This window comes from Bartonella sp. MM97QHHN (assembly GCF_042194285.1).
In the GTDB taxonomy this organism is placed as follows: domain Bacteria; phylum Pseudomonadota; class Alphaproteobacteria; order Rhizobiales; family Rhizobiaceae; genus Bartonella.
This window is the reverse complement of sequence record NZ_JBHIMS010000082.1, coordinates 286,198-312,167: the sequence shown is the minus strand read 5'-3', so window position 1 is coordinate 312,167 and position 25,970 is coordinate 286,198. Positions and strand designations below refer to the sequence as shown.

The following is a 25,970-nucleotide window of genomic DNA, read 5'->3' as shown; positions in this document are numbered from 1 at the left end:
TTACCCCTCGCTTTTAACACCTTTACGGATTTTCCGCCCCCAAACATTCATCACTTCTCTAAAGTCGCCCCCACTCATCTCACCAAAAGCTTTACCACTTAACGCCATAACACTTTGATGAAAAGATTCCACATCAAACACAGCATCGGGATTCAAACACTTCCATTGGGCACACAAAATGGAAATGCTTGGTTTCTTCCTCCATGAATCTTCGCGGTTTTTTCCTCTCCAGTCAACCCCACCCTCACGCTGCAACCAACCTTTCAATGCCTCAATAGCTCTGCATGCATCATCGCTATCGCGTAAAAAGCGAATATGATCAATCCCTGTCTGTCTTTTCACAAAGGCAAGCAACGCCTTGTCTGAACGATCACGAATAATGCCAAGATTCCACCCAGCAATCCAAAGCGCCTGGAGCTTCTTGGCATATTTACCCTCTAAACGCTTCCCATTCGGCTTAAAACCAAACGCTTTCATTTCAGCGATAACCAAGTGCTTTTCTGAAAAATTCAAATCTTTCGCCGATTGCTTGCCTGTCAAGCGATAGAGCAGTGCGCGATAGGTCTCATCATCAAGACCTAACGCGCGTTTTCCCATATGAAGGACAGCTAAAGACATCTCACCCCCCTCATGTCTTCGCTAGATCAATGGTCACAGCACGCCAAGCGCTTTCTAATGTATCGCGCTCATAAAAACGCACATATTCCTTAGATGTCGTCACACGGATCGCTTCACGAATGGCACGCATCGCCTCTTTCCAGCGTGGATCATCAATATCCAAACGCAACAGCATAAAGATCTCGCCCCGATTCACCTTGCCTTCTTTATCCGTATTAAAAGCACGCGTAATAATCGCACGGATTTCAGGGCGCGCATCCGCAGACCATTAATTCAAACATTCATCAAGAAGGCTTTTGGCAATTTGCAATTGCGGTCCAAAATCAACACTTTCCTGTACCTGCACCTTAATGCGTTGCAAACCATCAAAGCTTGTGTAAGTACAATTGCCCTTTTTGCCACGCCGCTCCACACCATATTCTTGCGCAAGCAAGCTATCAAAATCACTCAAATCCGCAATCGTATGGTTGTTAAAACGTGCAATCCTTGCCGATAATTCTTTCGCAAAACCCATAATTTTGCGCACCGTTTCATCCTCTAACAAATCCGCAGGGCGGATCAAACTTACCGGCACCAAAGCCCCTTTTGCATCCTTCATATAACGCGTACCTTCAAGTTCAATTTGTGGATTCATCACCAACTTCCTCCTGTGTTTTTTGAAAACGACGAAATGGCACAACATCCCCTGAAGAAGGCGCACATCCCGCTTTCAATTGCCAACGACACCGCATAAGCTCATGACTTAAAACGTGGTTATAGCCTGCCAAACGACGCAAATACTCATTCAATTCTCGAACATCTTGTCCATGCATAAAAATGCCATTCACCTCATACTGTAAAAAGGCAGAGCGCAAAGCAATCAAGCACTCTCTTACCATATAGGGGTTACGTTCCATCATTTGCTTCCTCCAAAATCCATATAAATCACACGATTGCTCTTATCTTCATCTCGATCAGAGCTGTCACACTCAGCCAAAACTTCTGAAACTTGGCCTTCCAAAACCGCATCCGCTTCCCCCAAACGATGAACACTCAACTCCAATTCAAGCAATAACGCCAAATCAACACACAATTTAAGCTTTTCTCCAATATCAAAACCGCATTGATAATCGTCATAAAGACCAACAAGCGTATCGGATAATTCTTTGTCGCATAAAGAGATCATGCCAATTCCTCCACGTCACGGTTTTTCCATGCCACTTTGACATGTTTCAAAGTCACCTCACACCCATCTCCAAGCGCTGCCATGCGTGCCAACATCATGGTTTTGTCAATTTGCCGCAAAGCTCCAGCCTTTAAGCCTATCCCTGTCAAAAACTTTATCGCACCAACATCTTCAATCCCCCAATCATGAATGCGCGCTGCAATATCCTCACTATAGGGCTTGCGCCGTTTCAGATGCATCGCCAATCGGCTTTTAATTTGCGCATAAGAGGGACCATTTTGACGATGAACCAACCGCCCCGAGATTTCATCATTGCCAACCAAAGCCAACCCCGTACCATTGATATCAACAAAGTGGCGCAACTGATTAATCGCTTCATCCGTTAAATTTTGCGCCTCATCAACAATCAACAACGTACCACTGCCCACGCGCTCTAACTTTTTGCCAATCGCACGCGTTAAGCGGGTGGGATTATATTCCACCACTTCCAATTCTGCTGCCATATCATTCAAAATACCGTGAACACTGCGCGTATGCGGGCTTGCTGTCACCAGATAAACATGCGGGCGGGTAGAGCGATAATGGCGGCAAGTTTCGGTCTTACCACTGCCCGCATCAAGCGTAATCATCACCATATCCCCCGTACTTTGTGCCAGTGTTAAAGTATCAATGATCTCACTGGCAATTCGATTCCTCTGAAAGGCTGGTTTTTCAGGGATCTTCTCCAAAAACCCCGCCGTTTCCTTTAAAACCTCAACCCATTGTTGAACCTTTGCATTTTGCTTCCCCAACTGTCCCGCATAACTGCCCGCATACCATTGCGAAAACGTCCCATCCGGCATGCCTATGCGCCGCGCCACCTCTGCTTTCGACCAATCATTCATTTGCCCCAAAGCTCTCACTGCATCCACAAGCTCATTCCATAAAGCAATGTCATCACTGTTGCGGTTTTGTGCTGTTCCATTGGGCTGGATTTTAGGTCGCGCCCAAGGATTTTTATCGACCGTTGCATTTATCGCGTTTTTCATGTATATTCCCCTCTCGTATTGATTTTAGACTATTGATAAGGGGAAGGGCTCCCACCCGCCCCTTATTTTTTGTCTTTAGAATGAACATTTAAAAGCCGTACGCGATACTAAAACGGCTAACCTTGCAAATCCCCTCTCTTTCTCACACATCGGGGAACTTGCTAACTCCACGCATCTCACCCAATCAGGCAAAGATACCTAGAAACTTCATGTATTGATTAGACTTTTAAAGGATTAAGATTCCTCCCCCCTTTCTTTGTTAACGCTTCAACCTGGTACGCGATACAAAACCAGCTTCCTTTTGAGAATTCTTACAAATCCCCCCTCTTTCCTTTCCTATCGTTTAGGAAACTTGATCACCTCACGCCCCTCATCAGAGGCGGAAAGCTTTCTCAAAGCTTTATGCAAGTGTTGACTGAATTCTTCCTCCCCCAAAACCTCATCATCGTCTGCTTTCAAAGCTAAATTCCCCACATTGTTTGGCATCAAGCGGCTCACCTTTGGCTTTATCGGAAGCTTAGATTTGAACGCTTCATCCTTTTTCTCAAGGCGCCCATAAACATCGGCCAAGTGATCAGGCGCAAGCTTTGCCGCTAGCTGTTTTTCTGCTTTAACAGCCTTCACATATTCTTTACGCAAACGCCCATTCAAGCGCGCCGCCTGCTGGTCATAAAAACCTACATCACAAAGGCATGGTGCCAGACAAAGCAACCGATTGTTCAAATCATAAACCCGTAAATCTTGATGCAAATTATCCGGATCAAAGCGTACAATCACTTTTTTCCCCGCATGCTCATTCAACGCCCGCGCCCAATAACGATTGCCATAAAAATGAATCTCCCCCGTACCCTTTTGCGCACGCAACGCCTCAGAGGTTAAAAGCCATAAAGCCCGTTGTGCCGCCGTTGCTTGCCGAATAATCGTCCCCTCGGCTTGCAAGCTCTCAGTAAAGGTCTCATCAAAACTGCGCCCCGCACAATTAACCGCCTTACGCCCTGCTTGCGCATTGTGTGCCACAATTTGCGCCCCAACATGGGCTTTAAACGCTTCAAATCCTATCGCGCGCTTGCCATAATCTTCAGGCTTGGCATCCGGTTTATTGCCCGTATAAGCCCCCGCACAAAAGGGATGTTTGGAAATCGCTTCTGCCAGATCACGCCATGCCCGCTCAATCGGTTTAGACTGTCCGCTATAAGGGGTGGTCCATTGCAATTGCACCCCCAAACTCGTCAAAAGCCCTTGCGGATCATCCGGCTTAATCTTAAAACGAAAGCGGTTTTGCACACCTCCAGAAATCCACTTGCTGGTAAAGGCACGCCCATTATCCAAGGTCATGCGCTCTGGTATGCCATAAGCTTCCACCATGTCCCCAATCACCAAACGAACGATTTCCCAAGTCTCAGCATCCGATAAGCGCCACGATAAAATCTTGCCCGAATAAAGATCTTGTATCGCAATCAGATAAAGCCGCACAGGCTTTTCTGTCCAAGGAACATTCACAAAAACATCCAGCTTATGCCCGTCCATATTCACAGCTTGCAGTGCATGCAGGCTCGAGCGATCACGCCGTTGGGCTGGATAAAGCTTTTTTGCCTTTTCTTCTCCCTCACGTGCTAAAACCACAACCGCTTTGGAAATTTGCGCCTTAAAACGACGCCGCAAAGCCCGCTCAGAAGGAATGGGCTCAAAACCCCGCTCCTGCGCAACCGAAACCATGCGCCGATAACACACTGAAAAAGCAGGGCGAGACGGGCGCAAATAATCCGAACAAAAAACCTCCCACGCCCCCTCATGACACGGCGCAAATTGCGAAACATTCTCCTCACCATAACAAGGCGCTAAAGCTGCCAACCAATCAGGGCGCTCATACCCCTCCACCATCTGCCGCCAATTAAAAAGCGACATCCGACTCACACCAAATTGCACCGCACTCAAACTTGCCGCATCATGCACACCCATACCGGCATGAAGCAAATCTTCCCAAAAGCAAAGTGCCTTCAAACGCTCTTCACAGCGCCTTTTATGCGCCTTGGAAAGCCCCTCATAACGCACCCAAATACTTGTCTTTTGCTCCCCTTGCGTTTGTTTCACATCAACAGCCCCACCAAACCGCACCAACAATGCCGCCCGCGCCCCCTCCGGCAATAAGGAAATGTGATACTCCCAAACCGGCTTGGTTTTGCCTAATGTTTGGCGAAACAATTGTGTATTCAAACGCCATTTCTTAAGCGCAAGATTGTTGAGACCGATCTTTGTTTTCGGCAACCCTGGCAAAGCTGCCTCAGCCAATTCGGCAATACTAAACCATTCCTTCATGGCTGCCCCCTTTTAATGCGAACCGGCGTTGCGCGCATGGCTTTCAATTGCGCTGCAATCTCCCGCTGTTCCTGCTGCAACCGCGCAATCTCTGCTAAACGTGCCTCATCCCCTTGCAACAGCAACAATCCATCTTCACTCACCACCTCATCCCAAAGCCAAAATGCCTCTGTCGCCCGCACAAATGCCTTAAACCGCGGCAGGGAAATATCCACCTGCTTACTTTCCGCAACATAAGCATCCAAACTCGCCTTACTTAAACACCCAATCCCTAAATAATGCGCCATACGCTCCGCAATCACACTGCGCTCATGCCGGCATTCTCTCAAAGCCCGCGCCATCGCTCGCTTAATGCGCGAGCGAAACCGCCCTAAATCAATCTGCGCAACCGGTTCGCGGCAGGGAAAAACCGGCTTTTGGAAAAAATCAAGCTGCCCGCAACCATGCCTCTTCATGCCTGCTCCTCCCCTCGTTCTCTTGCAAGATAATCACAAAACCGCGCCTTTGTCTGCGCATCTGCTCTCTGCCAAACACCCAATAACTGAGCAAAAACCCGCTCTTGTTCATTAATTTGCGGCGGCGTATTAATCCCATTGACCAAATCAACAGCCCGCCTCAAATCCCCCTCAACCTGTTGCAAAGCAATTGCCACCCGCCGTTGCGCAACCGGCTCCATCTTGGCTAATTTCAACAATTGCGCTTGATTATCCGCCAATGCCGTCCCCCGCAAAACAGAACGCAACTCCGGCTGTAAATGCTGAGCAATGCTGTTAAGACGTTTTACTGAAACTTGAGACAAACCAATACGATCCGCCACATGTTTAGAAAAAGATAAAACTGTCCCTTTACCATTTTCTTCATCTGTATAAGAAATAGGGACAACTTGACCCAATTGCTTTAAATGTGCATCATCACCGATCAAAGGATCAACTTGATCCTTTGATTTTTCATCCCCTTCACACCCAGTTTCATGGTGCTCTGAAGAACCATCATTTGGCAAAGGTGCAAGTTGCACCTTTGCCACTTTGTCCTTTGTATATTGATTACCACCGATCAAAGGGTAATGTTTACCCTTTGATTTTCTGTCCCCACCAACCTTAATTTCCCCATACTTCTTTTCCCACAATTCGCGGTAAGTCTGGACAAAAAGCGCACGATCAATCACTGACAATTCATTGCGAAAGAGGTTTTCAGCAACCTCTAAAAGCGCGGCATTGTCCTTATCAGCCTGCACCACAACGGCATCAATGTCACTATAGCCCAAAAGCTCAGCAGCACGAAGCCGATGCGCACCAGCAATAAGCGTGTAATTACCTTCCTTAGCATTGGGGGTATGGCGCACCGTAATCGGATTCATCAATCCCTCCCGCGCCATTGATTGTGCAAGTGCCTTGGCATGCTCATCATCCACAGGGCGTATACGCTCCGGTACCACAATCACATCAAGAGCAAGCTTTTGAAACTGTGCCATCACGCCCCCGCCTTTTCCATTTCTCGTAAGAATAAATCCATCGCACGCCCCGCCCATCTTCGATAAGCTTTCGCAAAAACGGGTTCTTCCAAACGCCGGTTAATCACTTGCAAAGCAAGAAAGATAGCAGTCTGCTTCCGTACTTGCATCGCAACAATACGCCGCCGCGGCACCTCAAATTGATAATGCAAAATATGAATGGCAATTTGCCGCGCTAATATCGCATCAAACAATCCATGCGGAGGGTCAATAATATACCGGATCGGTACATGCCGAAAGCCACCACTCACGGCTTTTAAAGAACAGGCAAGCATAGCTTCCAAACGTTCAGCTTCTGAATAAGGATTAAAGATTTCTCTTTTTGCCTCGGGCGTCCATAAATTATAAGCAGCAACCATAACCACCCCCTATAAAAACAATATGACCACCATCTAATCGCCAGAACCAACCCATGCAAACGGCTGTTCTATGATGCAACTCTATGCAATTTATCTTGCCTATTTCGTACTGATCTTTAGACATTGATAAACCTTTTTATCTTATGGTATTTAAATTCATGGCAAATGCGCAAAAGCGCAAAGCCGTGTAACGAAGTTCAAGCAGCATTCCCGCGCAAAGCAGAATGCGCACGCGAATCTGTATTGGCATGTTTTGCTGCTTTAAAAATGCGACGGCGACTTTTGGGGTAGCGGTCGCTAAAAACCTGCTCGACGGGCAAACCGATAAAATCGGCAATAGCACGTTCGGCTTTCTCGTTAGACCGTGTCCAGATATGTTGAACACTGGATGACGATAGTTGATAAGCTTTCGCGAGCTCCGCCAAGGTCATATTACGGCGGCGTAGCTCGGCTAAAATACTATGGCGATCCCATACTTGGATGCATGTTTGTGTGGTTGTCATAACTTTCGCTCCTGCTTCAAACGGATGCTCAAACCATCCGTTTTTTGTGGGGTTAAATGTATAATAAACGCCCTTCGTATCGGGCTCTAATATGAGGTATATCTACAAATGGGATATTAGTCAACCCCATTTGTAAACATTTATAATATGAGACGACAAAAAAATGAGCCCAAAACTGCATTAGCAAAACGACTCACAGAAGTTAGAAAGCTTGTGGGCTTATCTCGTGATATATTTTCACTTAAAATTGGTATCAGTATTCAAGGGCTTGGAAATTACGAACGCGGTGATAGAACTCCAGATGCAACGGTTTTATCAGCATATAAAGAAAAATTTGGAGTAAACCTGAATTGGCTTTTGACCGGTGAAGATGCAATGTTTATAGACATGATGATGGCTCGGTCTTTCAATATCTCTCCGCCTACCATTCCTGCTGGACTCATGAAAAAGCTTGGTCGTATAGCTTATACAACCTATCGCGATGCTAAAATAAAACTCCCCCCTGAAGATATAGCGGAACTCGCGGCGGAACTTTATAAAAAACTGCAAGAGCTTGTTCAAGACATCAACGACACGGAAGAAGTCGAAGCGACTTTCCCTCTTCTTAAAATTCATTTAAAGCGTCAAATAGAAGCTGAAAGAGTACATCTAGAAGCTACACAAGATACGGCTTAATGCCTCTCTAAGATGAATGGGGAATCTCTTTTTAAAATCCTGTAATTTAAGCTAACCTAAATATAAATAAGGAGCATTTTTGGCACGCCCCGAACTAGAACCTAAAACAGAACTAGCAAAACGATTGCGTGAAATACGACACACCCTTGGTTTCACAGAGCGTAAGCAATTTGCTAGACATTTTGAAATTCCCGAAACGACTATGCGCAATTATGAAACGGGTTTACAAGAACCCCCTGTATCTATAATGCGAATATATAAAGATCGCTGTGGAATATCCTTAGATTGGCTCGTTACGGGTGAAGGTGAAATGTTTAGTAACATGGCAAAAGCGAAAGCAGCTGGTTTTAAAGCACCTACCATCCCTGCTGGTCTCATGAAAAAGCTTGGTCGCATAGCTTATACAACCTATCGCGATGCAAATATAAAGATCCCTCCTGAAGATATAGCGGAACGCGCGGCGGAACTTTGTATAAAGTTGCAAGAGCTTGTTCAAGACATCAACGACACGGAAGAAATCGAGCTTATTTTACCTCTTTTAAAATTGCATTTAAAGCGTCAAATAGAAGCTGAAAAAGAACACTCCAAAACTAAATAAGATACAGCTTAATGCCTCTTTAATATGAAAAATCGATATGAAAATCTTTTTACATTAAAAAAATAATATAACTATTTGATTAATAAGTATATATTGCCTCTAAAAATAGATAATCATCAATAGGTGAAAATCTTTTTTGCTTTTTTGGTTATTTTTGGCTGATTTTGGAATCGATTGAACTTTTGGAGTGATTTTTTTCACAGGGTCTTCAAAGGCGGTTTTCTGGGCTTTCACAGACTTTTCAAAATTTTTCACAGGGTTTTCAAAGACCTTTCAAAGCCTTCTCTCATTTTTACCTTTAAAACGCTCTTTTTTCTAATTTTTACTATTTTTCGCTCTTTTTTACAATTTTAGGTGTCAAAATCTATTTTGACAAAACGCGCATTTAATGCTAAATTTTATACATAAAAACAACAAATTATCACGTATTCCTACCTAATCCCACCTTTTCCCACTTAGTACAAAACCTAGTGTCAAACTACAGTGTATGTAGCTTGCCAGCGGGTTTTGTATAATTTGCCACTAGGTTTTGTACCAATTTATTTTTTTCGAAGGATTTTAAGGGGGGTCTCAAAGGGTCTTCAAAGACCTCTCAAAGGTCTTTATCGTTTTTGCGAATAAATTCTCATTTTTACAATTTTTGCACTTTTTTGATTTTCTGTTACATAAATCTAATCCAGATAATAAGAGAACGTATAGTAAAATTAAAGAATTATCTCATATTTCTCTCTCATTCTACTTTTGCTTAGTTAGTACAAAAACTACTGTAAAATTATATTTATTTTGCACGTCTTGCTTGAATATGTGCTAGCAACCCTAATGTTGAACTATCACGATTATCCGCTTTACTTTCTCCACGAAGAATTGGTAGTAACTCGTTTGCTAATTCTTTACCAAGTTCAACACCCCATTGATCAAATGAATTAATATTCATTAAAATCCCTTCAACAAAAGTGCGATGTTCATAAAGCGCAATAAGACGACCGAGTGCAAAAGGTGTTAATGAATCTTGAACCAGCGTAATGCTGGGACGGTTTCCTTTAAAACTTCTATGACGTGCTAAATGGTCTGCTTCACCCTCATCAACTCCATTTTTTATCAAGATATGCCGAGCATCTTCAATACTACGCCCCTTCATCAAGGCTTTTGATTGTGCTAAACCGTTTGCTAGCAACATCTCATACATAGAATGTAATTTTTTCTCATGCCCTTTTATAAATAAAATAAATTCTACAGGAATAATATCTGTTCCTTGATGCAGAAGCTGAAAAAAAGCATGTTGACTATTTGTTCCTGAATCCCCCCAAACAATTGGACCACTTGAAAAACTTAATGGTTTTCCATCCAGCGAGACTTGCTTACCATTTGATTCCATATCAAGCTGTTGTAAATAAGCTGGAAAATGTATTAAACGCTGTGCATAAGGAATGATAGAACGTGATGAATAACCACAAATAACACGATGCCAGAATCCTAAAAGAGCAAAACGAATAGGAATATTTTTATGCAAAGGCATTGTTTTAAAATGTTGGTCCATTTGCAATGCACCATTGAGAAATTGGCGGAAATTTCCACCACCTATTGCAAACATAACAACAAGTCCAATGGCTGACCAAATTGAATAACGTCCTCCCACCCAATTCCAAAATTTAAAAACTCTTGTGGAATCTATGCCAAATTCTGCTACTTTATCAAGCGCACTTGAAACAGCAACAAAATGCGTACCAATGGCTTCTTCTCCTAAATGTGAACAAATCCACTGACGTGCAACTTGAGCATTGACCATTGTTTCAGCCGTTGTAAAAGTTTTAGAAGCAATGACAAACAGCGTTGTTGCTGGATTCAAAATAGAGAGAGTATCAGAAATATGGGCACTGTCAGCATTAGAAACAAAATGACACTGTGGACCATCATGATAAGGTTTTAAAGCATATGTGACCATTGCAGGACCAAGATCAGAACCACCAATACCAATATTGACAATATCACTTATTCTCTCGCCACTGTTTCCCTTATAGCTGCCATCACGCACCTTTTCAGAAAATCTTTCCATATCTTCAAGGACGTCTTGAATATCGCGAATAAGATTATGACCATCCAACATGAAAATTTCATCAGCAGGTAAACGTAACGCAATATGAAGAACTGAGCGTTTTTCAGTTGTATTAATAGCCTTACCAGAAAACATTGCGTCACGCCGGCCTAACACATCTGCTGCGACAGCTAAATCATCTAGAAGTTGCAATGTTTTAAATGTCACACCACATTTTGAAAAATCGAAAAGAAGATCATCAAGTCTGAGGGAAAAATGGGAAAAACGCTGTTCATCTTCTACAAAATGCCGACGAATATCATAGACCCCATCCTTTGCGGCATGGTTTCTTAAAGCTTTTAATGTGGCTTCAAAAGCCATTTCATTTCGAATCGAAAAGCTATCTCCCATAAGCTTATCCTATACGGTTATTGATAATGAAATCTATGCCCAAACAATAACAAAGCAGAAAGCATCTCCTTTATTGATCGCTATTTTCACTGCTCACATAAAAATGAAGGAATATACAAAATATAAAGGATAAGATCCGAAAATGATATTTTTACAAGAATAAACTTTCAAATCTTTTCTATCATATACATCATTTAACTTGATTGAGTTCTTTTGTTAAACGTAAATTTTCTTCTGCTTTTGGTCTTATAAAACGCCCTAAAAAAAGATAAACAACCGGTGTAACATAAAGCGTAAAAATAGTTGCTAAACCTAAGCCACCAACGATAACCCAACCTAAAGCTATACGAGCTTCTGCGCCAGCACCTTTGGCCAAAACCAAAGGAATACCTCCTAAAATGGCACAAATCATTGTCATACAAACTGGACGAAGGCGAATGTTTGCTGCTTCTTCTACGGCTTCACGCACGCTTCTTCCCTGATCGCGTAATTGATCTGCAAATTCAACAATGAGAATACCATTTTTTGCCATAACACCAATTAACAAAATTAATCCAATTTGGCTGTAAATATTAAGACTTACACCACTTAATAGCATAGCAATTACAGCACAACCAATCCCTAATGGGACAGTGGCCATGATAATGAATCCTGAAATAAAGCTTTCAAACTGAGCAGCCAAAATCAATAAAATAATCAAAAAGGCAATGCCAAAAACAATCATAAAATTGGAAGATGTTTCATTAAGCGTTTCGGCTTCCCCTAAAGGAACCAAGTAGGTTCCTTTCGATAACAAAGGAGAAGCAATTTTCTGTACAGTTTGGTAAGCTTCCCCTAAAGCAATATCTGGAGCAAGATTTGCGCTTAAAATAACAGCACTCATGCGTTTTTCCCGTTTTAGTTGGGGAGCAATAGCTTTTTCATGTAAACGCGCAATAACCGATAAAGGAACATATCGATTGTCTTTGGTTTTTAAAAAAATATTTTCTAAATCGCTAGGACTCTTCATAGAATTTGTACGCGATATCAATTTAACATCGTAAGAATGATCATCCACGTTAATGGAACCAATCTTTTTACCATCCAACATTGCTTGTAATGTATCGCCCAAATTCGTGATATCAATCCCTAAATCGGAGGCTTTTTTTCGATTGATTTCAATAAAAAATTGCGGTTGTGTTGCATCAACAGTAAGGCGTGGGCGAATAAAACGCGGATCATCTTGTAAAGCACTAACCAGCTTATCAGCAATGGGTTGTAATGTTGCATAATCATTGCCAAGAATTGCAAATTGCAACCCTTGCCCAGTTCCACTCACACCTAGAGAATTTCCCTGCGCAGCAAACACAAAAACTGCGGGAAACTGTTTAACCTTTGCATTAACATCTTTCACGATTTCTTGCTGACTACGTAAACGTTTATTCCAAGATGAAAGCAATAAAATCAAAAAAGCAGTATTGGGTGAACCTCCAATACCCGCGATAGAGTAACTGTTAGCAATCTCCCCTGCATCACGTAATGGCTGTAGACTTGCTTCAATTTGCTCTACCTGCTCGTTCAAATATTGTGTCGAAATACCTTGTGGTCCATTAATGACCAAAAAGATAAGAGCTCTATCTTCTGCTGGCGTTAATTCCTGTTGCAGTTTCATATAGCCCCCAATACAAAGCCCCCCAAAAATAAGTGAAGCAAAAACAACAGCCCAAGGTTTTTCTAAACACTTATGCAAACTGTACGTATATGCCTTATGAAAAAAAGTACCTAATTTATATAAAAAAGTAAAATAATGATGGGACTTTTCCTCTTTCTCCTCAATATGTTCTTTGAGAAAACGTGAAGCCAACATGGGACAAAGCGTTAAAGCAACAATTGAAGAAAGCAAAATAGAAATTGCCAAAACAAAACCGAATTCTCTAAAAAGTCCTCCAACTTGCCCAGGAAGAAAGGAAATAGGAACAAACACAGCCACTAATGTCAATGTTGTTGCTAAAACAGCAAAAAATACTTCACGTGTTCCTATCACCGCTGCTGCTCTGGAACCTAATCCCATGTTGCGCCACCGAACAATATTCTCAAGAACAACAATGGCATCATCCACAACAAGCCCTGTTGCTAAAACAAGTCCTAAAAATGTGAGAATATTCAATGAAAACCCTACAAGATAAATAGCTGCAATGGTACCAATCAAAGCGACAGGAAGAGATAAAGCAGGTATCAGCGTTACACGAATGTCTCTGAGAAAAAGAAAAATGACCAAGATAACGCTCAAAATAGCAATGACCAAAGCAACTTCAACCTCATGAAGAGCGCTTTTAATAAAAATTGCATCGTCATTAATAACGTCTATATTTACAGAAGAAGGAACAATACTTTTGAGATTATCAACAACGGCTCTCACACCTTCAGAAATATTAAGAGTGTTGGATTGTGCTTTACGCACGATACCTAATCCAATACCTGTCTTTCCATTGATACGAAGAATAACTGTTTCTATATCCGGCGATAAAGTAACATGCGCAACATCACCAAGATGCACATGAGGCTTTAAAACAACTTGTTCAAAAGATTCTGGTGTTGTTAAACGTGCAGTAGCACGTACAACTAAAGTTTGCTTAGAATTGCGTAATGACCCTACTGGCACATCTGTTGTCATATCAGCAAGAACACGTGAAATATCTGCTACAGTTAATCCATAACTTGCAAGTTTTGCTTGATCTATATCAATCTGAAAAATCTTTGTGCGAGCACTATCGACCTGTACATCACCAACACCATCAACAGCAGAAATAGCATCAACAATCTGATCGTTTACAATCGTGGTTAAATCATCAACACTCATTGTTGGTGACGTTACAACCAAATACATCATGGCAGCAGCATTCGAATCTGCTTTAATAATCAAAGGCAAATCCGCATCTTTCGGTAAAGAATAGGTAACACGAGAGAGAGCATCACGAATATCAGATGCAGCAACATTCAAATCAACACCGACATTAAAGTTAATCTTCACACGGGAGCGTCCAAAAGAAGACGTTGAAGAAATCGCCTTAACACCTGAAACACGAGAAACAGCATCTTCTATAATTTTTGTAACTTCACGATCAATTGTTTCCGCCGATGCACCAGAAAACATCGTCACAATCGTTGTTACGGGAGTATCAACATCGGGTAATTCTCTTACATCAACATTTAACCATGCTGCAAATCCTGCAATGATGATCATAGCATTCAAAACAAGAGTAAAAACCGGTCTGCGAATAAATAAGGTAATGAGACCACCTTGCTCCACCTTTGACGTAGGCTGTTTTGTGCTCAATTCTTGGCTCATTGTATATCCGTTCCATAACCTACTGATAATTGCTGTTGAAGAGACTTTGGATCATCAATAGTTACTTTACTTCCTGGATAAAGCATTTGCACCCCTTGAATGACAACTTGATCACCATTTTCTAGGGGAGCTTTCACGAAAACCTGATCCGCTTTATGCTGAATAATTGTTACGGGAATAGACTCTACTTTTCCTTCTCTCACACGCCAAACGAATGATCCTTTACTATTCCATTGAACTGCAAGAGGATTAACGACAGGAAAAGAACCACCATGAAACTGCAAGGAAACAGAAAAGGACATACCAGACATGAGCGTATCTTTTTCATTATTGATTTCAACCTGAACATGAAGTGTGCGACTTTCTGGATCAACGATATTATCAATCGCATAAATATGACCAACAAAAGATCTATCTGGCTGCGCGATTAACGTTGCCGTTACCTCATCTCCTTTATGGATGCGCGACACATATCGTTCAGGGGCCCATATATCGACCAAAATACGTTCTCTATTCTCAATACGGCCTATTACAGTATTAAGGTCCACGTTATTCCCCGCATCAACGGGCAAAATACCAACAACTCCAGGAATCGGTGCTCGAATTGTTCGCCGATCGAGATCTAATTCAGCATTACGCAAAACTAAATTTGCGTTATCCAACTCTAAGCGTGCCATAATTTCTTGAACTTCCGTTGCTGTATTGCTGGCGCGTAATTTAAGAATGCGCGAAAGCGTTAACGCATTGTTATCACGTTGCACTTTTGCTTTTGCAGCCGCTATTTCTTCTTTTTTAGAATCAAGCTTTGCAATCACATCATCGGCTTGTACTTTTGTACCCGCTGATACAAAAAGCTTATCAATAACACCTGAGGATAAAGGGGTAAGCTCGACTTCTGCAAGAGCTTTTCCACTCCCAAGAACGTTAAGTTGTTCATAAAGATCTTGAACTTTTACAAGATCAACGACAACATTTACCGGTGGCCTTCCCATTTTTTCATTTGAAGCTTTATCCGATACTCTTGTTTTATCCACCATAGAAATGGGTTGGTCCGCACTCTTTTTTCCAGCCCAATAGGTAACCGTTAAAACAACGATTAAAAACACCAATGGAAAGCTCTTTTTTAATAACGCCATACATCCGCCCTTGCTGTGCCATCTTCATCTGAAATAGTTTTCAACAGTAATATCGGCGTTTTACACAAAAACCCAACAGCGGGTGTGTATATCTTACCCCCACCGCAAAAAAACACATCTCATCTCTGCTTGACTATCTTTCATAGATTAAAACGTCAAGTTAACTATCGTTCATATTGCTTTGTATGGTCATGACAAAAAAATGTTCATATCAAAACCAACTGAAGCCATAATATATTATATCTTTTTTTTAAAATATCTCATAAAAAAGAGAAATTTTTTTTATTACTATCCAAGTTTCACTTGCATTTCTTTAATGAAACGATTAGGAACCCTTTGTCTTAGACAATGTAAAAAATTGAAATGTATGCACCCGTAGCTCAGCTGGATAGAGCACCAGACTACGAATCTGGGGGTCAGGAGTTCGAATCTCTTCGGGTGCGCCATCATCAACAATATCTTCTTATAAAGTCAGACTTTTTAAATTCTTTATTTTGTGATTTGTTATTTTGTATTTTGTCATTTCATTTTGTTGTGAGTCGTTTCTTTAGCCATTTTGCTAAAATAAGATGTTATGAGTCCTTCAATTCAGCTCTAAGGTGCTTTTATTAGCTTATAATCGTAGCGATTGCATGAGTAGCGTGTGTTGTTGTTTTCTTTTTTCAATCTATGCGCTTGTTTTTGGTCTCTTCCGGATTACACTCTCTACTCAGTTAGGTAATTTTTTACGTGCTTATTTCTAATTATTCCATAACTGGATGCTTCTGGATATTTTATTCCTAGCAGTCCCATCTTAAGAGGGACTTCAGATGTGCCGCCATAAATTCCGGTTTACCACCATGTGAAACTTTTTCAGTGTGTTGTTGGAAAGAATAAATAAACTACTTCTCAAACGTACTACTATGAAACACTTATGGTATCCATTAATATCATCAGCATTTGTTGCAAACCAAAGATTCTTTTTCCTAAAAAACAATAAAACTCTTCTTGTGCTTCTTTAGCATTATCTCTTGCATGGCATATCATCGATTTCTATGATATCTTAATATTTTTCTGTTCTCTATGAATTTTTCTAATTAATCCATGGGGTACAGATCCCAAACGTTAATAAAAGCTAAGTTTAAAGAATTTTTCCATGCCTAAAACTGATATTGAAATTGCTCGCACTGCTAAAAAGCAACATATTATTGAAATTGCACAAAAAATTGGTATCTCACATGAAAATCTCATTCCCTATGGTCATGATAAAGCTAAAATTTCTTCTGAATACATAAAATCGCTTAATAAAAATCCAGATGGTAAACTTATCCTTCTCACAGCTATCAATCCCACACCTGCCGGAGAAGGCAAAACAACAACAACAGTTGGACTAAGTGATGCTCTTAATCTTATTGGTAAAAAAACAATAGCTACCTTGAGAGAACCATCTTTAGGTCCCTGTTTTGGTGTAAAAGGTGGTGCTGCTGGTGGTGGTTATGCGCAAGTCATTCCAATGGATGACCTTAATTTACATTTTACCGGTGATTTTCATGCTATTACAGCTGCTCATAATCTTCTTGCCGCAATGATAGATAATCATCTTTATTGGGGAAACACTCTAAACATTGATCCACGTCGCATTGTTTGGAAACGCGTTCTTGATATGAATGATCGTGCATTGCGCGATATTGTCATTTCATTGGGGGGCATAACAAATGGTTTTCCACGCCAAACAGGTTTTGATATTACTGTTGCATCAGAAATTATGGCGCTTCTTTGTCTCTCTGAAAATTTAGAAAACCTCACACAAAGACTCAAGAAAATTATTGTTGCTTATCGTTATGATAAAACGCCCATCACCGTTGCTGATCTCAATGCGGAAGGTGCAATGGCAGTTCTTCTCAAAGATGCTATACAACCCAATCTCGTACAGACAATTGAAAATAATCCTGTTCTCGTTCATGGAGGACCTTTTGCCAACATTGCTCATGGTTGCAATTCAGTTATAGCAACAAAAACTGCTTTAAAACTTGCTGATTATGTTGTCACAGAAGCAGGGTTTGGAGCAGATCTTGGAGCAGAAAAGTTCTTCAATATCAAATGTAGGCAAGCAGGTATTGTACCAAATGCTACAGTGATCGTCGCAACTATTCGTGCATTAAAAATGAACGGTGGTCTGGATAAAAATAACCTGACAGAAGAAAATATTACCGCTTTAGAAAAAGGAGCTGCCAATCTTTTACGACACATAGAAAATATGAAGCACTACGGTATTCCTTGTGTTGTGGCTATCAATCATTTTGACAGCGATAGCGATGCTGAAATAAAAACATTACAAAAAATAGTTGCAACAACTGGACACAAAGCTATTATCTGTAAGCATTGGGAACAAGGTGGAAAAGGCGCTATAGAACTTGCACAAGAACTCGTTACCTTGATTGAAAAGCACGATTCTGATTTTAAAGTTCTCTATCAAGATGATATTCCACTCGTTCAAAAAATTAATTGTATTATAACAAAGCTATACGGTGGACGTGGCGCCATCATCCCAGCCCCTATTCTCAAACAACTTGAAACTTGGGAAAAAGAAGGTTTTGGCGTCTACCCTATTTGTATGGCAAAAACACCTTATTCTTTTTCTTCTGATCCCAAGCAATACGGCGCTCCTGTTGATTTTGAAATTCCCATACGAGAAGTTCGTCTCTGTGCGGGAGCCGGTTTTATTGTTGTCATTTGTGGAGATGTTATGACCATGCCGGGACTACCCCATTATCCCACGGCTGAAAAAATTCATCTTGACGAAAATGATCAAATACAAGGACTTTCATAAATTTATAACCGTAAATTCTATCATTCATTATAAAAAGCGTTTTATTATAAAAAAAATAGAATTTTAAAAAGCGATATAGACAAATGTCTTATTTATATGATATAAGCGTTTGTCCTTTTGGATATGCCTTTAAAAGGACGTAGGTTTTTTCCTATCATTTATGACACTGAAAAAAGCAGGATAGATAGTGCAAGTACTCGTTCGTGATAATAATGTTGACCAAGCGCTCCGTGCGTTGAAAAAAAAGATGCAGCGTGAAGGTATCTTCCGTGAAATGAAAATGCGTACTTATTATGAGAAGCCATCTGAGAAGCGTGCTCGTGAAAAAGCTGAAGCTATTCGTCGTACACGTAAGCTTGCTCGTAAGCGTGCACAAAGAGAAGGTTTTATTAGTAACGGACGAACTGTTGCGGTAAAGTAATATACTTTATAATATTATATAATTGCATAAGCAATAGATAGTAAACTACTAGAAAATTTTATCTTCATAGTTGATTGCAATAAATTGCTTGTGTGTAGGTTTTTGTGTACAATGTTATCTAACATGTTAGTTATTTGAAAATAATAAGATTTCTATCATAGAGGTGGTTTTTATTTCACTCTTATATTTCAAAAAATAGATAACAAACTACACTTGAGGTATTTAAGCGACTTTTTCCTATGTAAATTGAGTGCGGGGTGTTTTATTATCACTTTTCGCTATAATTTTTTCCTTCTGGATATCTCTTACATCACTGCTTCTTATGTACAGTTTCATGATGAATTTCTTTTTTGTCATTAAATATTCTACATCTTTCGATCATCCTAGGTCTGATTACAAAACAAAAATAACTATCGCAATATGCGATTGTGTGTAAAATATAATATCAAATTCATAATCCTCTTTCCCTTCAGTTATGTAACGAAACGATGTAATTCCATAACTTTTTATATCTCTTGATTCTGTCTCTCTAAAGGATGACGAATTTCAACCACTGCACTATAGATTCTTTTTTCTTGATAAATTTCTTCTATTCATCACTTATGTAATTACCCTCATCAGTGTATCGAATAAGCCTTTCTATTTCATTCAACTTTCTTCTATACTGAGTTAGAGAAAAAGAAAATTGACAATAAACAGAGAAAACACTGTGTTTTAATATGGATGAATGTGCCTTTTATTACCATTTTTGATGGAAATGTTTTTAAAATTTAAATAACGAGTTAAAGTTTCTCAACACTTTCTCATATTGAATCAATGAAGATTATTTTCTTGTACATCATAAGCGGGATTCATCCGCAAATAGAATAAAAGCTATTTAAGAAAAAACAAAAAGGCTTCTTATGAATACCATAAATAATAGGAATAGCATAACATTGAAAGCTGGTAAATAGAACGATGAAGCCAGCTTATCTACCATACGGATAAGCATTATCATGGCATAAGATTAGAGTGTAGCAAATTTTATAAATGAATTATCACGAAAAAGTATCCTGTTAGCCCTTCATATATCAATCTACTCTATAAATGTTGCTCATATTTTTACGCTTAAATGTTTTATTTATCGTATTATTTTGTTCATTCAAAACTTCTTTTCAAGCCACACAATAATCCCTTTACTGAACAGCTCTTTGTTCATAATATGCATACATGCACTTTTACTTTGAGAAACAAACTCAGAAAAGAGATGCAATACTTTAGCCCTAATTTCCTGTACAAAAACTGCTAAGGCTCCAGTATACTTTACTGTTTTATCACGCCTACAGCTACATAAAAATCTCATGTTTATTTATATCTACCCCCTCATAAACAAGATAAGCACTAAGAAATACAAACCTTTTGTTTTCCTTATTTTGATATTTTTGTAGCAATTTTTTCATCGTTTAGATCTCTTTAACGAGCAATGTGTCATACTTTTTATCAGTTTCCAGTCTTATCTTTCAGATTTTAAATTTCCAATATATGACGAAATAAAGGAGTTCGGTGTGCAAAATTCTCGTTGGTTTCGCGTTTCAATACTCATATCATGTATCTTAATAGCAATAGTCATTGTATTGGGTTCACCTCATTTGTTGCATGCACAAACATTTAATCAAAATTTAGGGCCCAGTGGTTTACCACTTCCGCGATTTGCTTCGATTAAACCCACCAGCGTTAATGTACGCGTCGGACCAGGAAGCAACTATTCTATCATTTTCACCTACAAAAAGAAGGGCTTACCTATTGAAATCATTCAAGAATATGATCAATGGCGCAAAATTCGTGATGCAGAAGGCGATGAGGGATGGGTGTATCAATCGCTTTTATCGGGAAAGCGAACTGCTATAACTATTCCATGGCAAAAAGATAAAACAAAAAGGCTGATGCTACGAAAAAACCCCACCGACAACGCAGAACTTGTGGCGGAAGTAGAACCTAACGTCATTGGTAACATCCGCCAATGTGATGGACAATGGTGCGAACTAAACATTAATAATACGCGCGGATGGCTTCAGCAACCCCAGTTATGGGGAATCTATCCTGATGAAAAAGTAAAAGGTTGGTGAATACTCAAACTCAACAAGTTTAATTTTTATTCCTCATTGAATATCCTCACTGCCTATCACAAGATTGATTTTTTGGTTTCAATCGCACGATTAAATCAACATGTGAAATTTCCATACCTTCTGGTGGCTTAGGCAAATTTCTAATAATGGGAGCTTCTTCCAAATTATAAGGAATATCAAGAATACGATTTTCGCCTTCTATATAAAAATGGTAGTGATCAGAGGTATTGGTATCAAACCAAGTTTTTGAGCCTTCTACGGCAATAATCCGTAATAATCCCGCTTCCGTAAATTGATGAAGCGTATTATAAACCGTTGCTAAAGATACAGGTACACCTGCCCTCACCGCTTCCTCATAGAGCTCTTCAGCAGTAATATGACGATTTCCTTGAGAAAAAATCATATGTGCAAGTTCCAACCGCTGACGTGTTGGACGCAGACCATTTTGACGCAAACGTTTTTCTAACATAGAAATGGAATAATATTGCACAATTTTTCCACACTCTTTTGTGAACTGCTGCTCTTCATTCATATCTAAATTGTCTGCACTCACTGACATATTACAAACCCAAATATATTCCTGCTAAATAAGATCAAAATACAAAAAAATGGGAATAGTATGGTGTAATCTTGTATTCCATTTTTAAATAATTACCTATGTAGAATACATAAAAAAAGGCTTTTGTCATTAAAAATGATATAAAATCATTTCCCTCTCTTTAAAATTTGCTCTAAAAGTAGGTTGGGAAAAGCGCAGAAATAAAGATATATGCAAATAAATGGAGTAACAATGGCTGAACAAAAGTCTCGCTACACTTATGAAGAGCTTCTAAGCTGCGCTCGCGGCGAAATGTTTGGTAGAGGTAATGCGCAATTGCCAGCACCGCCAATGTTAATGATTCATCGAATCACTCAAATTAGTGAAACTGATGGTAAATACGATAAAGGAATGGTTCGCGCCGAATTTGACATTACACCAGACATGTGGTTCTTTAATTGTCACTTTATAGGCGATCCCGTCATGCCAGGATGTCTCGGACTGGATGGTATGTGGCAATTAACAGGTTTTTTTCTTGGTTGGCTAGGCGAACCAGGCAAAGGAAGAGCAATATCAACAGGTGAAGTAAAGTTATCAGGGATGGTAACTCCACAAACCAAAATTCTTGAATATGAAATAGATTTTAAGCGTATTCGACGTGGAAATTTAGTCTTAGGAATAGCTGATGGGTGGCTAAAAGCAGATGGAGAGACTATTTATAAGGCGAACGATTTACGCGTTGCTTTATTCAAAGAAGATTGAACGTTATTTCCGTCAGAAAGAACTTTTCACTATTCTGTATGGAACGAGGAGGTATGAATGCGTCGAGTTGTTGTAACCGGAATGGGAATTGTCTCCGCAATTGGAAATAACCCTGGAGCTGTTTTAACCAGTTTACGTGAAGCAAAATCCGGAATTTCTTACGCACCTCAATATGCTGAATTAGGCTTTCGTAGCAGAGTTTATGGCAAGCCCGATATTAATATAGAAGAACTCGTAGATCGACGTGCTCTACGTTTTCATGGGCGTGGAACAGCATGGAATCACATCGCCATGGATCAAGCAATTGCTGATGCGGGTCTAGAACCGCATGAAGTGTCGAACGAACACACGGGTATTATTATGGGTTCTGGAGGTGCTTCAACACATTCAATCGTAGAAGCTGCTGACATTACACGCCAAAAAGGTCCAAAACGTGTTGGACCTTTTGTTGTCCCTAAAGCGATGAGTTCTACAGCATCTGCAACATTAGCAACTTTCTTTAAAATAAAGGGGATCAATTATTCAATCTCTTCAGCTTGTGCTACCTCCAATCATTGTATTGGTAATGCTTACGAAATGATTCAATATGGTAAACAGAAGCGCATCTTTGCCGGTGGCTGCGAAGATTTGGATTGGACACTATCTGTTTTATTCGATGCCATGGGCGCTATGTCCAGCAGATATAATGACACCCCTCACAAAGCTTCACGTGCTTATGATGTTAATCGTGATGGTTTTGTCATTGCTGGAGGGGCTGGCGTTTTAGTCCTTGAAGATTTAGAACTTGCTAAAGCACGTGGTGCAAAAATCTACGGAGAAATCGTTGGATACGGTGCGACATCCGATGGACATGATATGGTTGCCCCATCAGGAGAGGGAGCAGAACGATGCATGCGCATGGCTCTTGCAACAGTCAATAATAAAATTGATTATATCAATCCCCATGCGACAGCAACTCCTGTTGGTGATCCTCCTGAGATAGAAGCTATCCGTCGTATCTTTGGAGCAGGTGATCAATGCCCCCCCATTTCCGCTACCAAGTCTCTAACAGGACATTCCTTGGGAGCAGCAGGTGTTCACGAAGCAATTTATACATTGTTAATGATGAATCATAATTTTATTTGTGAAAGTGCCCACATTGAAGAACTTGATCCAGCTTTTGCTGATATGCCAATCGTTCGTGAACGACGTGATCATCAACAACTGAATACCGTATTGTCGAATACTTTTGGCTTTGGCGGTACCAATGCAACGCTTGTTTTCCAACGTTATGTATAAACAAAAGCTCTTAGTAATTGAAAAAAGTACGGTCTTACGGAGAATAATATGAAAGGTTTGATGGAGGGCAAACGCGGCCTTATTATGGGAATTGCGAATGACCATTCAATTGCTTGGGGCATTGCCTGTCAGCTCGCACAAGCAGGAGCGGAATTAGCGTTGACTTATCAAGGAAATGCTTTTGGAAAACGTGTTCATCCCCTAGCAGATAAACTTGGCTGCAAATTAGTGCTAGAGTGTGACGTTGAAAAAAGTGAAAATATTGATTACGTCTTTGAGCAACTTGAAAAAGAATGGAAAACAATTGATTTTATTGTCCATGCCATTGGTTTTTCAGATAAAACTCAGCTAAAAGGGCGTTACGTTGATGTTACAACACGTGAAAACTTTCAACGCACGATGGTTATTTCAGCTTATTCCTTTACTGAAATTTCCCAGCGCGCCGGTAAGCTTATGCCCAATGGAGGAACACTTTTAACTCTTACCTATGGTGCTTCACAGCAAGTTGTGCCTAATTATAACATCATGGGTGTTGCTAAAGCAGCTTTAGAAGCTATGGTACGTTATTTAGCTGCGGACTTTGGTCCTCAAAATATCCGTGTCAATGCGATTTCCGCTGGTCCTGTTAGAACTTTAGCAGGTAATGGTATTGCAGCTGCACGTGCAATATTTTCACATCAACGGCGTAATGCCCCATTACGGCGTACCGTAAATATTCATGAAATTGGAAAATCTGCTCTTTATCTACTCTCTGACTTATCATCAGGTGTTACAGGTGAAATTCATTATGTTGATTCAGGATATAACATCATGTCTATGCCAATACTTGAAGAACTGAAAAAAAGTGACGATTCCCAAGAAGGATAAATTTTATTTCATTGCACTAAAAAATAAAATCAATCATGTGCATAGTGCTTTAATCGGGTATTGAGTACTTTCTCAGCTATATAATAGTGTATTGACTTATAATAATATGACGTAAGGAATATGTGCAAATATTTGTAAGAATAAGTCAATACAAAACCAGATGTACGATGCCCTGTTTCGCAAAATATTTTATAAAAATCCGGAATATTTCTTCAATCCATGGTTGATAAATTTTGTATTTTATGACGTTATTTACCTTACTAAAGCATACGCTTTTGTCGTTGCTTATAAATCAATCCCCAGCCCTCATGCCATCGTAGTTTGAAAAAGAGATTAGAGAATTATTAAAATCCTTAGTTTCAGCTTTTGTGTAGCAAATTGAAAAAAATATTCCTACCGTTTGATTTATTCTTGAAACGCAAATACAATCTAATTTAGGATGAATATGAAGGCGTAAAGAAATCAATCATTAATCTTACTATATTCTTTAATGAAAGCATTTCTTCTAATGTATCAGGTAAAATAGAACGCCCAAAAATACTATAGCTGTTGCTCTTTCATGCATTTTTTTAAAGATATCGCTCAATGCACGCCATTCCATTTCACAATGGTACCTGTAAAACGTATAAAAATCCCTGTGAAGTACATAAAATCCTTTTTTCACCACCATTTTAATGTTTATACAGATGACAAACTGACACCGTCATTTTACTTGCCATGTTCTAATATTGAAACAACACTTGAGATGATTCATTAGAAGTATCTTTAATAATTTTTATCCACATATTAATCTACTTGTGACAAGTAAACGCATATTTTTAATTAATTCAATACAAAAATAAATTATTCATATAAACCAATTTATTATCTTTATAATCAGATTATTCTTTCAGTTTAAATGACAGCCACAAACAAGCACAATAACATTTTTTTCAATCTTAGACTTTCAAAGTTATAATTCCAAAAATCATTTCTTGCATATAAAAAACAGAATTGATATGTGAGAAAATAAAAGGCTTAAATATCTCTACTGAACAGCTTCAAGTACCTAGAGCTGTCTCAACATTGGGGGGTGTAATGATGATCGGCTTCCTCCTTCATAAACGTAAAAATGGGGATGTGCACAATGGCTTTATCGTTACACTATTTACGGTCACCGTCGCGAATTAGACTTGGGAGTTTTAAGAGAGATCTCTTTAAAACAAGCGCGTGAATATATAACAGCAATCGTGTTTTTTTGGGCGTTCTATTTTACCTGACACATCAGGGAAATGCTTTCATTAAAAAATGAGAAAAATAAAGGTGTGAGATAATCTCCATTATTTAAAAGATATTGCTTTAGATAGCGTAAAACTGAATTTAAAAATGATTGTAGAAATGGGAACTAGTTTTCATCTTTAAAATTTCATCTTCTTCCCAAAACAGATTGTCTTCTTGTTTTAAAGAATTACAAAAACAGAGATACACAATATCCCTGCCCCGATATTCTTAGCTTATACGTTATATAAATA

The 25,970-nt window shown here is 39.7% G+C and carries 23 protein-coding genes, 1 tRNA gene and 1 pseudogene; 9 read left to right on the top strand and 16 right to left on the bottom strand.

Annotation, left to right across the window (positions count from 1 at the left end):
- From ACFIJW_RS06750 to ACFIJW_RS06700, 11 genes and pseudogenes are all read right to left on the bottom strand, one after another.
- Positions 1 to 618 carry a regulatory protein GemA gene (locus ACFIJW_RS06750; protein ID WP_375613742.1) on the bottom strand — a complete coding sequence of 206 codons (618 nt, stop codon included), beginning with the start codon at positions 616 to 618 and terminating at the stop codon, positions 1 to 3.
- A gap of 10 nt (positions 619 to 628) precedes the next feature.
- Positions 629 to 1,252, bottom strand: a pseudogene (locus ACFIJW_RS06745) (DUF3164 family protein).
- Positions 1,236 to 1,514 carry a hypothetical protein gene (locus tag ACFIJW_RS06740; RefSeq protein WP_375633741.1) on the bottom strand — a complete coding sequence of 93 codons (279 nt, stop codon included), beginning with the start codon at positions 1,512 to 1,514 and terminating at the stop codon, positions 1,236 to 1,238. The pseudogene ACFIJW_RS06745 and the gene ACFIJW_RS06740 overlap by 17 nt, the downstream one beginning before the upstream one ends.
- Positions 1,514 to 1,783 carry a hypothetical protein gene (locus ACFIJW_RS06735; RefSeq protein WP_375633717.1) on the bottom strand — a complete coding sequence of 90 codons (270 nt, stop codon included), beginning with the start codon at positions 1,781 to 1,783 and terminating at the stop codon, positions 1,514 to 1,516. The genes ACFIJW_RS06740 and ACFIJW_RS06735 overlap by 1 nt, the downstream gene beginning before the upstream one ends.
- Positions 1,780 to 2,811: an AAA family ATPase gene (locus ACFIJW_RS06730; RefSeq protein WP_375633716.1), complete on the bottom strand. Its 1,032-nt coding sequence runs from the start codon at positions 2,809 to 2,811 to the stop codon at positions 1,780 to 1,782. Before ACFIJW_RS06730 ends, ACFIJW_RS06735 begins: the two co-directional genes overlap by 4 nt.
- A gap of 336 nt (positions 2,812 to 3,147) precedes the next feature.
- Entirely contained in the window at positions 3,148 to 5,127 is a 1,980-nt protein-coding gene (locus tag ACFIJW_RS06725; protein ID WP_375633715.1) for a transposase domain-containing protein, read from the bottom strand.
- Positions 5,124 to 5,582, bottom strand: a complete 459-nt coding sequence (locus ACFIJW_RS06720; RefSeq protein WP_012232200.1) for a hypothetical protein — start codon at positions 5,580 to 5,582, stop codon at positions 5,124 to 5,126. The genes ACFIJW_RS06725 and ACFIJW_RS06720 overlap by 4 nt, the downstream gene beginning before the upstream one ends.
- The gene (locus ACFIJW_RS06715; RefSeq protein ID WP_375633714.1) at positions 5,579 to 6,598 is read right to left on the bottom strand and encodes a ParB/RepB/Spo0J family partition protein; all 1,020 of its coding nucleotides are present in this window, start codon (positions 6,596 to 6,598) and stop codon (positions 5,579 to 5,581) included. The genes ACFIJW_RS06720 and ACFIJW_RS06715 overlap by 4 nt, the downstream gene beginning before the upstream one ends.
- Positions 6,598 to 6,996, bottom strand: a complete 399-nt coding sequence (locus ACFIJW_RS06710) for a hypothetical protein (protein WP_375633713.1) — start codon at positions 6,994 to 6,996, stop codon at positions 6,598 to 6,600. The genes ACFIJW_RS06715 and ACFIJW_RS06710 overlap by 1 nt, the downstream gene beginning before the upstream one ends.
- Entirely contained in the window at positions 6,980 to 7,120 is a 141-nt protein-coding gene (locus ACFIJW_RS06705) for a hypothetical protein (protein WP_273755279.1), read from the bottom strand. Before ACFIJW_RS06705 ends, ACFIJW_RS06710 begins: the two co-directional genes overlap by 17 nt.
- A gap of 73 nt (positions 7,121 to 7,193) precedes the next feature.
- Positions 7,194 to 7,499 carry a helix-turn-helix transcriptional regulator gene (locus ACFIJW_RS06700; protein WP_005864619.1) on the bottom strand — a complete coding sequence of 102 codons (306 nt, stop codon included), beginning with the start codon at positions 7,497 to 7,499 and terminating at the stop codon, positions 7,194 to 7,196.
- A gap of 147 nt (positions 7,500 to 7,646) precedes the next feature.
- Between ACFIJW_RS06700 and ACFIJW_RS06695 the strand changes: the two genes are divergently transcribed.
- Both ACFIJW_RS06695 and ACFIJW_RS06690 read left to right on the top strand, forming a co-directional pair.
- The gene (locus ACFIJW_RS06695) at positions 7,647 to 8,174 is read left to right on the top strand and encodes a helix-turn-helix domain-containing protein (RefSeq protein WP_375633712.1); all 528 of its coding nucleotides are present in this window, start codon (positions 7,647 to 7,649) and stop codon (positions 8,172 to 8,174) included.
- Between the two features lie 79 nt (positions 8,175 to 8,253).
- On the top strand, positions 8,254 to 8,772 hold the full coding sequence (locus ACFIJW_RS06690; RefSeq protein WP_375633711.1) for a helix-turn-helix domain-containing protein: 519 nt from the start codon (positions 8,254 to 8,256) through the stop codon (positions 8,770 to 8,772).
- A 99-nt stretch (positions 8,773 to 8,871) separates the two neighbouring features.
- On the opposite strand, the gene ACFIJW_RS06685 is transcribed toward ACFIJW_RS06690, so the two are convergent.
- The 4 genes from ACFIJW_RS06685 to ACFIJW_RS06670 form a co-directional block, all read right to left on the bottom strand.
- Positions 8,872 to 9,027, bottom strand: coding sequence for a hypothetical protein (locus ACFIJW_RS06685; RefSeq protein WP_375633710.1), 156 nt, complete (start codon positions 9,025 to 9,027; stop codon positions 8,872 to 8,874).
- A 523-nt stretch (positions 9,028 to 9,550) separates the two neighbouring features.
- Complete coding sequence (gene pgi, locus ACFIJW_RS06680) at positions 9,551 to 11,215, bottom strand: glucose-6-phosphate isomerase (protein ID WP_375633709.1); 1,665 nt, start codon at positions 11,213 to 11,215, stop codon at positions 9,551 to 9,553.
- 190 nt (positions 11,216 to 11,405) lie between these two features.
- Complete coding sequence (locus tag ACFIJW_RS06675; protein ID WP_375633708.1) at positions 11,406 to 14,543, bottom strand: efflux RND transporter permease subunit; 3,138 nt, start codon at positions 14,541 to 14,543, stop codon at positions 11,406 to 11,408.
- The gene (locus ACFIJW_RS06670; protein WP_375633707.1) at positions 14,540 to 15,679 is read right to left on the bottom strand and encodes an efflux RND transporter periplasmic adaptor subunit; all 1,140 of its coding nucleotides are present in this window, start codon (positions 15,677 to 15,679) and stop codon (positions 14,540 to 14,542) included. The genes ACFIJW_RS06675 and ACFIJW_RS06670 overlap by 4 nt, the downstream gene beginning before the upstream one ends.
- 369 nt (positions 15,680 to 16,048) lie before the next feature.
- Between ACFIJW_RS06670 and ACFIJW_RS06665 the strand changes: the two genes are divergently transcribed.
- From ACFIJW_RS06665 to ACFIJW_RS06650, 4 genes are all read left to right on the top strand, one after another.
- Positions 16,049 to 16,125, top strand: a tRNA-Arg gene (locus tag ACFIJW_RS06665).
- Positions 16,126 to 16,814: 689 nt separating this feature from the next.
- Positions 16,815 to 18,488, top strand: coding sequence for a formate--tetrahydrofolate ligase (locus tag ACFIJW_RS06660; RefSeq protein WP_375617551.1), 1,674 nt, complete (start codon positions 16,815 to 16,817; stop codon positions 18,486 to 18,488).
- Positions 18,489 to 18,675: 187 nt separating this feature from the next.
- Complete coding sequence (rpsU, locus tag ACFIJW_RS06655; RefSeq protein ID WP_375633706.1) at positions 18,676 to 18,909, top strand: 30S ribosomal protein S21; 234 nt, start codon at positions 18,676 to 18,678, stop codon at positions 18,907 to 18,909.
- A gap of 1,544 nt (positions 18,910 to 20,453) precedes the next feature.
- Positions 20,454 to 21,014 carry an SH3 domain-containing protein gene (locus ACFIJW_RS06650; RefSeq protein WP_375633705.1) on the top strand — a complete coding sequence of 187 codons (561 nt, stop codon included), beginning with the start codon at positions 20,454 to 20,456 and terminating at the stop codon, positions 21,012 to 21,014.
- Between the two features lie 46 nt (positions 21,015 to 21,060).
- Here ACFIJW_RS06650 and irrA read toward each other — a convergent pair whose 3' ends face one another.
- Complete coding sequence (irrA, locus tag ACFIJW_RS06645; protein ID WP_375610040.1) at positions 21,061 to 21,573, bottom strand: iron response transcriptional regulator IrrA; 513 nt, start codon at positions 21,571 to 21,573, stop codon at positions 21,061 to 21,063.
- A 231-nt stretch (positions 21,574 to 21,804) separates the two neighbouring features.
- Here irrA and fabA point away from each other — a divergent pair, with 231 nt between their 5' ends.
- Genes fabA through fabI form a run of 3 tightly spaced genes read left to right on the top strand, consistent with a single transcriptional unit; the run spans position 21,805 to position 24,459 of the window.
- Entirely contained in the window at positions 21,805 to 22,314 is a 510-nt protein-coding gene (gene fabA / locus ACFIJW_RS06640) for a 3-hydroxyacyl-[acyl-carrier-protein] dehydratase FabA (protein ID WP_273722474.1), read from the top strand.
- Positions 22,315 to 22,371: 57 nt separating this feature from the next.
- Positions 22,372 to 23,592 carry a beta-ketoacyl-ACP synthase I gene (gene fabB, locus ACFIJW_RS06635; RefSeq protein WP_375633704.1) on the top strand — a complete coding sequence of 407 codons (1,221 nt, stop codon included), beginning with the start codon at positions 22,372 to 22,374 and terminating at the stop codon, positions 23,590 to 23,592.
- 48 nt (positions 23,593 to 23,640) lie between these two features.
- Complete coding sequence (fabI, locus tag ACFIJW_RS06630; protein WP_375633703.1) at positions 23,641 to 24,459, top strand: enoyl-ACP reductase FabI; 819 nt, start codon at positions 23,641 to 23,643, stop codon at positions 24,457 to 24,459.
- Positions 24,460 to 25,970 lie beyond the last annotated feature (1,511 nt).